Here is a 9,503-nt window from a genome sequence, read left to right as displayed (position 1 = left end):
CGGTTTCCTTCTCCCTCTCCCGCTCGGGGGAGGGCCGGCCTGAGCTTTCTACCCCTCTCCCCTTGTGGGAGAGGGTGCCCCTCTCCGCGGACGCAAACCCCTCATCCGTCGCGGACTGCGCATACCCGATGCGAAGCATCGGCGTCTTCCCTGAGGAACGGCGGCCGAAGGCCGCCTATGGCCACCTTCTCCCACAAGGGAAGAAGGGAAGAAGCCACGGTTGCCGCATCGCGCCTCGGCTGGTACCAACCCGCCCATGGCCGAAAAACCCAAAAAACCCCAGAAATTGAGAGCCCGCCTGCCCCGGGGGCTCGCCGATCGCGGCCCTGCCGAGATGGCAGCGACGCGGGCGATGCTCGCCAAGATCCGCGACGTCTATGAGCGCTACGGCTTCGAGCCGGTGGAAACCCCGGCGATGGAGTTCACCGACGCGCTCGGCAAATTCCTGCCCGACCAGGACCGCCCGAACGAGGGCGTGTTCTCGTTCCAGGACGACGACGAACAATGGATCTCGCTCCGCTACGACCTGACCGCGCCGCTGGCGCGCTACGTCGCCGAGAATTTTGATTCGCTGCCGAAACCCTATCGCAGCTACCGCGAGGGCTACGTCTATCGCAACGAGAAGCCTGGCCCCGGCCGCTTCCGCCAGTTCATGCAGTTCGACGCCGACACGGTGGGCAGCGCATCTCCGGCGGCCGACGCCGAAATGTGCATGATGGCCGCCGACACCATGGAAGCGCTCGGCATTCCCCGCGGCAGCTATGTGGTGCGGGTGAACAACCGCAAGGTGCTCGACGGCGTGATGGAGTCGATCGGGCTCGGCGGCGACGAGCATGCGGGGCGGCGGCTGATCGTGCTGCGCGCCGTCGACAAGCTCGACAAGTTTCCGATCGCGGAAGTGGAAAAGCTGCTCGGCCCCGGGCGATGGGACGGAGGCGAGGAAGGCAAGGGTGACTTCACCAAGGGCGCTGGCCTGAGTGAGTCCGATGCACACGCGATCGCGACCTGCTTCGGCGATCCGGGCAAGGCGGAAGATACCGCTTTTCGTTATCTGTTCGAGTCGGAGACGGTTCAGAAGGCGCGCGCGGAACTGACCGATATTTCGAATCTCATCGTCGCCTCGGGCTACGGTCCGGATCGTATCCGCATCGATCCCTCCGTGGTCCGCGGTCTCGAATATTACACCGGCCCGGTCTACGAGGCCGAACTCACGCTCGACACCCGCGACGAAAAAGGCCGTCCCGTTCGCTTCGGTTCGGTCGGCGGCGGCGGCCGTTATGATGGCCTCGTCTCGCGCTTTCGCGGCGAGCCGGTGCCGGCGACCGGCTTTTCCATCGGGGTGTCGCGGCTGCAGGCCGCGCTCACCATGCTGGGCAAGCTCGACACCGCGCCGGAGTTCGGCCCGGTGGTCGTCACCGTGTTCGACCGCGACCGCGTCGCCGATTACCAGAAGATGGCTGCAACGCTGCGCAACGCCGGCATCCGCGCCGAGCTCTATCTCGGCAACCCCAAGAACATGGGCAACCAGCTCAAATATGCCGACCGGCGCAACTCGCCTTGCGTGATCATCCAGGGCTCGGACGAGAAGGCGCGCGACGAGGTGCAGATCAAGGATCTGATCGAGGGCGCCAAGGCGGCCGCCGCGATCGCCTCCAACCAGGAATGGCGCGAGACCCGCCCGGCGCAGTTTTCCTGCGCCGAAGGCGACATCGTCGCCAGGGTGCGCGAAGTGCTGGCGCGGCACGAGGTGAAGTGGGGAAACTGATTTCGTCATACGCGGGCTTGACCCGCGTATCCATCTTCCAAATGATGGATTGCCGGGTCATAGGCGAGCGGAAGCGACGCCGTCCTTCGGACGGCTATGCCCGGCAATGACGGTCTGGCGAATAGCAAAAACAAAGGGAGAGACAACAAATGCCTGAGATCACCGTGAGCATGGCCGCCGGCCGCACCGACGAACAGAAGGCCGGCATGATGCGCGACATCACCCAGGCGCTGGTGAAGAACCTCGGCGTCGACGCCGACGCCGTCGTGATCCAGATCAACGAAGCCCCGCTGGCCCACAAGATGAAGGGCGGCAAGACCTTCGTCGAGCGCGCGGCTGCTGCGAAGAAGTAGGGCTGTCTCTCTCTTCCTTCTCCCCTTGTGGGAGAAGGTGGCTCGCATCGCTAGATGCGAGCCGGATGAGGGGTCTCTATCCGCGGAGACAGACCCCTCACCCGTCTTCGCTTCGCGAAGCCACCCTCTCCCACAAGGGGAGAGGGGGAAGGAAAGTTCCCCCATGGATGCACGCGACATCATCAGGATCGGCATGAGCGCCGAGCGCACGCTCGTGGTGCCGCCGGAACGCACCGTCGGGCATTTTGTTCCTAACATGCCGATGGTCTATGCGACCCCGATGATGATCCTGGAAATGGAAATGGCCTCGGGCGACGCGATCCGCGGGCATCTTCAGCCGGGCTGGGTCACGGTCGGCACCGAGGTCGATATCAGGCATCTTGCCGCTTCGCTGGTCGGCGCCACGGTGCGGACCACGGCGAAGGTGGTCGCGGTCGAGCGCCGCATCATCCGCTTCGAGGTCGCAGCCTTCGAAGGCGAGCGCAAGATCGGCGAGGGCCGCCACGCCCGCGGCCTCGTCAATGTCGAGAGTTTTAATAAGCGTTTGGGCGCGAAGTAGCCGCATCCACCGCGCTCCTCAGGATGAGGACCGGCAGAAGATTACTTCGCCAGCTCCTTCGACCGCTTGGTCGCCGCGGCGACCGCGCGGATCATCAACTGCCACAGGCCGTCAGGCCCCATCAGCACTTCCAGCGCCGCCGCCGTGGTGCCGCCGGGCGAGGTGACGTTCTTGCGCAGCGTGGCGGAGGAATCTTCCGAGCGATGCAATAACTCGCCGGAGCCGGCGACGGTTTCGCGCGCCAGTTTGGTGGCAAGCTCTTGCGGCAGGCCGGCTTCGACGCCGGCGCGCGCCAACTCCTCGGCGAGCAGGAAGATATAGGCCGGGCCGGAACCGGACACCGCGGTCACCGCGTCCATCAGGCCCTCGTCGTCGACCCATTCCACCGATCCGGTGGCGCGCAGCAGCGCGTCGGCGACCGCGCGCTGCGCGGCGCTGACATTGTTTGCCGCCACCGCCACCGTGATGCCGCGGCCGATCGCCGCCGGCGTGTTCGGCATCGCGCGCACCACGCTGCCGCCGCAAACCTCCTGCAGCGCCGATATGGTCGTGCCCGCCATGATCGAGATCAGCAGCGTCGATGGCCCGACGAACGGCTTCAGCGACGGGCCGGCCTCGCGGAACATCTGCGGCTTCAGCGCCATCACCAGCGTGGCGGCGCTGCCGATATCATCAGGCGACGGATTGATCCGAACGCCCTTGGTCGCCAGCGCGCCGATCCCGGGGGAGGGATGGGGCTCGATCACCGCCACGCGCTTCGGATCGAGTCCCCGCGCCAGCCAGCCCGTCAGCATCGCGCCGCCCATCTTGCCGGCGCCGGCCAGCACGATGGTGCCGGCGATGTCTTGCAAGGCGTTACTCGTGTTCAAGGATGCCACCACACTGTCCGCCGTCGTCCCCGCGAACGCGGGGACCCATAACCACAGGTGGTTCTAGTAAAGCGAAGGGCGGGCCACCACAAGCATTTTGCCCGAACGCCGGCGTCACGGAGTATGGGTCCCGGCGTTCGCCGGGACGACGTAGAATTTGAACTACGCTTCGCCTGCGGTGTCGAACATCGCGGCACTCATGGCTTCCGCTGCGGTCTTGCCGGCCCAGACCACGAACTGGAACGCCGGGTAGTAGCGCTCGCAGGCGTGGATGGCGCCGACCAGCATGCTTTCGCATTGTGCGGTGGAGGCGGTGAGTCCGCCCGGCAGCACCAGCGCCTGCCGGTACATGATCATGCCGGTATGGGTCCAGATGTCGAAATGCCCGACCCACAATTGCTCGTTGATGGCGGCGATCAGCCGCTGCACCTCGGGCCGGCGCGCGGCGGGAATCTTCATGTCGAAGGCGCAGGCCAGATGCAGCGCCTCGATCTCGGCCATCCAGGTGAAGGACAGCTGGTAGTCGGTCCAGTCGCCCCTGGAGACGATCGTGACTTCGTCTTCGCCGGAACGTTCGAACGACCAGTTGTTATCGGCGGCGATGTCTTCGACCACCGCGAGCGGGTTGTTCCGGGAATCGATAATGCCTTCGAGGAGGGACATGCCGTCTCGACCCTATTTTCTTGCTCGGTTGATCTCGGTTGATACGCACGCGGGGACCGGCGCGCGCCCTTCGCAATGCGTCGCCGCCGACTGCAATCCCCAAATGTCTGCCCGAACACCCCGGGGCCTGCCGGGATCAAGTGATGTGATTTGCGGAATCCGCGCAACCGCACCCCGAGTCCTTCCACAGCCAAAGCGCTGCTCGTCCACAGCTGATCGCGGCCACAATTATTAATTTGAGAACAAACCGGAATCGGATTCGCCTTGTACCCAAATCGTTAACTTTTGCGCCGGCCGGTTTCGACTCCGCCGCCTGCAAGCCGCGGCCGGGAGGGCATGGGGACATGCGAAAAGGCGATGGGGAAGGCGCTTGCCCCGGTCCGGGCGACCCGCCATAGTTCCGCTTAAGGCCGTTCATCCCGGACGGCCGATGTTCTCAGGGCGGGGTGAAACTCCCCACCGGCGGTAAGGGTGACGTCACCCAAGCCCGCGAGCGCCTTCTTCTCCCTGGAATTTCCCTTGGGATTTCCTCGGGCGGGAAGGGTCAGCAGATTCGGTGTGAATCCGAAGCCGACGGTTAAAGTCCGGATGAAAGAGAACGGTTGCGGCGGCTGCGCCCTTGCGCGCGGCTGGCGTCGATCCGTGTGCCCTGATTCTGGTCCTGAAAGAGGAAAGCCATGAATCAGATGTTGCAAGAAGCCGAAGTCCAAGAATCCCAAGCTCAAGAATCCCAAGTCAAAGAATCCGAAGCCAGGGAATCCCGGTCGCCCGAAGCGCCCGAGCGTCCGCCGGCGCCGGCCCATCCGCGGTTTGCCAAGCCGCAGCGGGTCGCCTTCGTGCAGTCGTCCTGGCATCGCGACGTGGTGGAGGAATGCCGGATCGCCTTCCTCGCCGAGATCGCGGCGCGCCACATCACCAATGTCGACGTGTTCGAGGTGCCCGGCTCGTTCGAGATCCCGCTGCATGCGCAGATTCTCGCCAAGACGCGGCGCTATACCGCGATCGTCGCGGCGGGGCTCGTGGTGGACGGCGGCATCTACCGCCACGAATTCGTCGCCGACACCGTGATCAAGGCGCTGATGGATGTGCAGCTGCGCACCGAGGTGCCGGTATTCTCCGCGGTGCTGACGCCGCAGCAGTTCCACGAAAGCGCCGCGCATTTCGAATTCTTCCGCAAGCATTTCGCCATCAAGGGCATCGAGGTGGCGGAAGCCTGCGCCAACACGCTGCTCAGCCTCGAACGGCTGCGCGGTCAGGTCGCGGCAGGGATTACCTAGGCGGAGTTTTACTCACCTCTCCCCGCTTGCGGGGAGAGGTCGGCGCGTAGCGCCGGGTGAGGGGGACTATCCGCGAGTCGTACTCGTTGAGAGAGCCCCTCACCCCGACCCTCTAAGAGCGAGATTCGCTCGTCTCGACCCCGCAAGAGGGGGACGAGGGAGAAGACACGGCTCGATTGTCATTCCCGCCGCCGGGCCTGTAAACTCGGCGGTGGGAAGGTCTGAACCCTATTGAGTTTTGGAGATTTATCCATCGCACCGCCAACATCGGGAGCGGAAAATGGCCCTTCTGAAACGGGAACTGTATCGCCGGGTAAGCGGCCCCGAGATTACCCATGCGGATCGCTGCACGCTTGTTTTCGATGCCGACAGCAAGAGTTTGTATGTCGAGCGCGAGGTGGCGCATCTGGACGCCGGCTTCGGCGGCACCGTCGATTTTCAAACCGCGACAATGGATATTGCGGACTATCTCAAGCAGGGCGGTCAAACCTCCGGACACCGCGAACTGTGGCGCCTGCTGAGGTCGCTGTTCAGGGAAGACGCCAACCCCGACGAGGCGATCTCCGAATGAGCTGCCTGAGGCCGCGGCATCGAAGCCGATCTCGCGGGCGGGTTCGGTCGCGCTGAACCCGGCGTTAACTTCAGGCGGCGGACAATGCTGTCGACCGGGCGCATGTCCGAAATCCGGCTTTGGTGACGAGAGACCGATGGTTTACCGCAATCCTTTTGTACTGCTCTGCTCGTGGACAATGCGTGCGGTTGCGGCCGTTGCCATCGCGATATCAGCGACCAATGCGGGGCGCGCACAGACGGTCTCTCCTCCGGTCTGGACGGTGCCCGAAGTCGGCGCGCTGCCCGATGACGATCATGGCCGCCTGGTGCGGCGCGGGCGCGACCTGATCACCGCGACCTACGCCCATATCGGGCCGCAGGTGCCGGATTCGGCCAAACGGTTTGCCGGCAACAATCTCGCCTGCAGCAACTGCCATCTCGAAGCCGGCACCAGGAAATTCGGCCTCCCGGTCTTCGGGCTGGTCGAGCTGTTTCCGCAATACAGCGCCCGCCTCGGCGCCGAGATCACCATCGAGGACCGGGTCAACGCGTGCATGTCGCGCAGCATGAACGGCCGCGCGCTGCCATCGGACAGTCCGGAGATGCGAGCCTTCGTGGCCTACATCCGGTTTCTGTCGTCGGGGGTTCCGGCCGGCAAGGTGCTGTCGGGACTCGGCGCCGGGTCGATGCCTGAACTTGATCGCGCCGCCGATCCGGTTCGCGGCAAGGCGATCTACGCCAATGCCTGCCTGGCCTGTCACAATACCGACGGCTCCGGAATCCGCCGCAGCCTGCCGACCACCGATCTCGGCTACATGGTGCCGCCGCTGTGGGGCCCGGACAGTTTCAACGACGGCGCCGGCATGGCGCGGCTGATTACCGCGGCGAATTTCGTGCACTTCAACATGCCGCACGGCACCGACTACCTGAATCCGCAGCTCACGGTCGAGCAGGCATGGGACGTCGCTGCCTATATGATCTCCCAACCGCGTCCGGCAAAAGCCGGCCTCGACAAGGACTATCCCGACCTTCTGGCCAAGCCCGTCGATGCGCCCTACGGCCCGTATGCCGACGGTTTCGATCGGGAGCAACACAGGTACGGACCATTTTCCCCGATCCGGGCCGAGCACGCCAAAAGGCAGAGCGGCGCTGCGCCCAAGTAAGGCGCCAACAAAGCACCCATCGCGGGCTCGCGCGCGAATGTGAATTGACCGGGATCGATGGGGTTGGTCTCTTCGATGCGTTGATGCCGCCCCGTCAATCCCGAGGGAGATTCTGATGCGCATTCTGGCTTTGGCGATTTTGACGATCGCGACGGTTTCGGCAGCGCCGTCGGCTCGCGCCCAGACGTATAGTCCGGATTATCCGGTCTGCCTCCATGTCGTCTCCATCGACGGCGAGTACATCGAATGCGGTTATACCTCGCTAGCGCAGTGCGCTCAGTCGGCATCGGGCCGCGCCGCCTGGTGCGTCACCAATCCCTATTTTGCGAGAGCGCAAGTGCCCCGGGAACGACGTTATCGGCGGCATCCTCGCGTCTACTAGGCCTGATCCTGGGCGCGGGATGCGGTGGAATCTCAAGCCTCGTGCGCTTTCAGCCGGGCGCGCATTTCGTCGCTGGGCCTGACGTCTTTGGAGCGGCTGTAGATCGCGAGGGCGACGATCAGCACCAATGTGAGCACGCCGAACAGAGCGCGGTAGGCGGTCTCGCTGCGGGCGCCGCCGGCCAGCGGTTCGAACGCGCCGACGATGACGCCGGACAGCGACTGCATGCAGGCGACGCCGAGCATCACGGAGGTGTTGAGCGTCGACATGCCGCGCCCGATCAGCCGGTCCGGGATGATGCCGCGGCCATGGGTCAGCACCATGGTCGAGGAAGCCGAGAAGAAGCCGATGCCGAGGATGGCGCCGACCGGCACCCAGGCCGGCGGCTGCGACGCCAGCGCCAGCGTGGCGAGCAGGGCGATCACCACCAAGGAGCCTCCGATGGCGATCCATTTGCGGGTGTCCAGCATGCGGTCGAGCGGGCCGAAGGCGAGCATGCCGAACTGGTAGGTGACGACGGCGGCGAGCAGCACGTTGCCGGCCTCGATCGCGCTCATCCCGTGCACCTCGCGCAGGAACGGGCCGCCCCACAGGCCCTGCACCGTGAAGGTGCAGGCATAGCTGCAGAAATTCAGCGCCAGGATCGGCTTCAGGCGCGGGTTGCGCAGCACCTCCATCAGGCCTTGCAGCATCTGGCGCGGCGGCTCCGCGGTGCGGTCCAGGAACGGGTGGCCTGATGGAGCGTCGCGCACCACCAGCCAGACCGCGACGGCGGCGAGCGCGGTGAACACCACGGCGACGCCGAACACGCCGCGCCAGCCGATCGCCTCCGAGGCCCAGGCCAGCGGCGTCGTGGCGGCGAGGTTGCCGAGCAGGCCGATCGACATCACCATGGCGATCAGGGTGGAGAAGCGGTCCGGCGGAAACCAGCGGGTGACCACCACCATGGTGCCGATCAGCATGACGCCGAAGCCGGCGCCCATCAGCACCCGGCCGGTCAGCAGCACCGGCCAGCTCGGCGCCAGCGTGAAGATGGCGCCGCCGATCGTGGCGAGGACCAGCAGGCCGGTCACGGTGCGGCGCGGGCCGAAATGATCGAACAGGAAGCCGCAGGGGATCTGCATCGCGGCGAAGCCGAAGAAGAAGGCGCCGGTCAGCGCGCCCAGCGCTTCCGGCCCGATGGCGAGGTCGCGCATCAGGTCGAGCCCGATGGTGACGTTGGAGGCGCGGAAGAAATGGCTGGCCATATAGGCCGTGGCCATGGTCGTGACGATGATCAGGCCCCGGCGGTGGGGGAATGGGCGCCGCTCGGCGGGCTGCATCGCTGGGGGTTGTCCCGCTTCTTGTTGGTTTGATGGGCAGGCGTTTCGCAGGTGCGGAGCCTAGGCGGGACGGGTGGGGGGATCAAGGAGGGGGCTGACTGCCGCTTGGCCATTTCTTTGCGATACTTTTCCAGATCGCTCTGCGCTATCGGATCTTCGCCTCGCAAGCCTCATCGGCACGATGTCTTTGATACCGTCGGCGACGAAGCGAAAGCGCTGCAGCGACGGTTGCCGAATGACGCGTCACAGATCGTGGCGCGCGACACCGACAAGGAAGGCGAGCCCGCCGTTGCAGCGTGGACGGCTAATGCAGCCGTCTTTCATCCCTGACCATTGGCCAGCTTGCCAGTTTGACTTCAGGCGCGTTCGCTTCGGTGGAGATTTCGGCGGCTTCAAGAGCGGCCTGTGTTCGATACCTGGCGGCCTGCGCGAGCCAATACCATTTTCTTTCAGACTCGCTCTGCGCCCGCCGGCGGCAATCGGCTTCCAGTCCTCGTAACCGGGCAATTTCCTTCATCGGAGTAACCCCTGCGAGAAACCAGTGGTGTACCTGACACATCGACGGATCAATTTCCGGCGACCTCATGCAGATGGCAAA

The 9,503-nt window shown here is 65.0% G+C and carries 11 protein-coding genes and 1 riboswitch; of the genes, 7 read left to right on the top strand and 4 right to left on the bottom strand.

Features of this window, described 5'->3' with window-relative positions:
* Positions 1-256: 256 nt before the first annotated feature.
* From hisS to KMZ68_RS21840, 3 genes are all read left to right on the top strand, one after another.
* On the top strand, positions 257-1,765 hold the full coding sequence (hisS, locus tag KMZ68_RS21850; protein ID WP_215613220.1) for a histidine--tRNA ligase: 1,509 nt from the start codon (positions 257-259) through the stop codon (positions 1,763-1,765).
* Between the two features lie 149 nt (positions 1,766-1,914).
* On the top strand, positions 1,915-2,118 hold the full coding sequence (locus tag KMZ68_RS21845; RefSeq protein ID WP_025590867.1) for a tautomerase family protein: 204 nt from the start codon (positions 1,915-1,917) through the stop codon (positions 2,116-2,118).
* Positions 2,119-2,281: 163 nt separating this feature from the next.
* Positions 2,282-2,677 (top strand): thioesterase family protein, encoded by a 396-nt coding sequence (locus KMZ68_RS21840; protein WP_215613219.1) that lies wholly within the window; start codon positions 2,282-2,284, stop codon positions 2,675-2,677.
* Between the two features lie 41 nt (positions 2,678-2,718).
* Here KMZ68_RS21840 and proC read toward each other — a convergent pair whose 3' ends face one another.
* Both proC and KMZ68_RS21830 read right to left on the bottom strand, forming a co-directional pair.
* Positions 2,719-3,483 (bottom strand): pyrroline-5-carboxylate reductase, encoded by a 765-nt coding sequence (gene proC, locus KMZ68_RS21835; RefSeq protein WP_249779662.1) that lies wholly within the window; start codon positions 3,481-3,483, stop codon positions 2,719-2,721.
* Positions 3,484-3,708: 225 nt separating this feature from the next.
* Positions 3,709-4,209 (bottom strand): YbjN domain-containing protein, encoded by a 501-nt coding sequence (locus KMZ68_RS21830; RefSeq protein WP_215613217.1) that lies wholly within the window; start codon positions 4,207-4,209, stop codon positions 3,709-3,711.
* A 428-nt stretch (positions 4,210-4,637) separates the two neighbouring features.
* Positions 4,638-4,813: riboswitch (FMN riboswitch) on the top strand.
* A 73-nt stretch (positions 4,814-4,886) separates the two neighbouring features.
* Here KMZ68_RS21830 and KMZ68_RS21825 point away from each other — a divergent pair.
* The 4 genes from KMZ68_RS21825 to KMZ68_RS21810 all read left to right on the top strand — a co-directional run bounded on the left by KMZ68_RS21825 (position 4,887) and on the right by KMZ68_RS21810 (position 7,583).
* Entirely contained in the window at positions 4,887-5,486 is a 600-nt protein-coding gene (locus KMZ68_RS21825; RefSeq protein ID WP_215613216.1) for a 6,7-dimethyl-8-ribityllumazine synthase, read from the top strand.
* A gap of 280 nt (positions 5,487-5,766) precedes the next feature.
* Entirely contained in the window at positions 5,767-6,057 is a 291-nt protein-coding gene (locus KMZ68_RS21820; protein ID WP_215613215.1) for a hypothetical protein, read from the top strand.
* Between the two features lie 136 nt (positions 6,058-6,193).
* The gene (locus KMZ68_RS21815; RefSeq protein WP_249779446.1) at positions 6,194-7,201 is read left to right on the top strand and encodes a c-type cytochrome; all 1,008 of its coding nucleotides are present in this window, start codon (positions 6,194-6,196) and stop codon (positions 7,199-7,201) included.
* 115 nt (positions 7,202-7,316) lie between these two features.
* Positions 7,317-7,583: a DUF3551 domain-containing protein gene (locus tag KMZ68_RS21810; RefSeq protein WP_215613214.1), complete on the top strand. Its 267-nt coding sequence runs from the start codon at positions 7,317-7,319 to the stop codon at positions 7,581-7,583.
* A 32-nt stretch (positions 7,584-7,615) separates the two neighbouring features.
* Here KMZ68_RS21810 and KMZ68_RS21805 read toward each other — a convergent pair whose 3' ends face one another.
* The gene (locus KMZ68_RS21805) at positions 7,616-8,905 is read right to left on the bottom strand and encodes an MFS transporter (protein WP_215613213.1); all 1,290 of its coding nucleotides are present in this window, start codon (positions 8,903-8,905) and stop codon (positions 7,616-7,618) included.
* 304 nt (positions 8,906-9,209) lie between these two features.
* Positions 9,210-9,422, bottom strand: a complete 213-nt coding sequence (locus tag KMZ68_RS21800; protein WP_215613212.1) for a hypothetical protein — start codon at positions 9,420-9,422, stop codon at positions 9,210-9,212.
* Between the last annotated feature and the right edge of the window lie 81 nt (positions 9,423-9,503).

It is taken from the genome of Bradyrhizobium sediminis (assembly GCF_018736105.1).
GTDB lineage: Bacteria > Pseudomonadota > Alphaproteobacteria > Rhizobiales > Xanthobacteraceae > Bradyrhizobium.
Note: the sequence above shows the minus strand (reverse complement) of the source record. Positions and strands in the feature narration are given on the sequence as shown.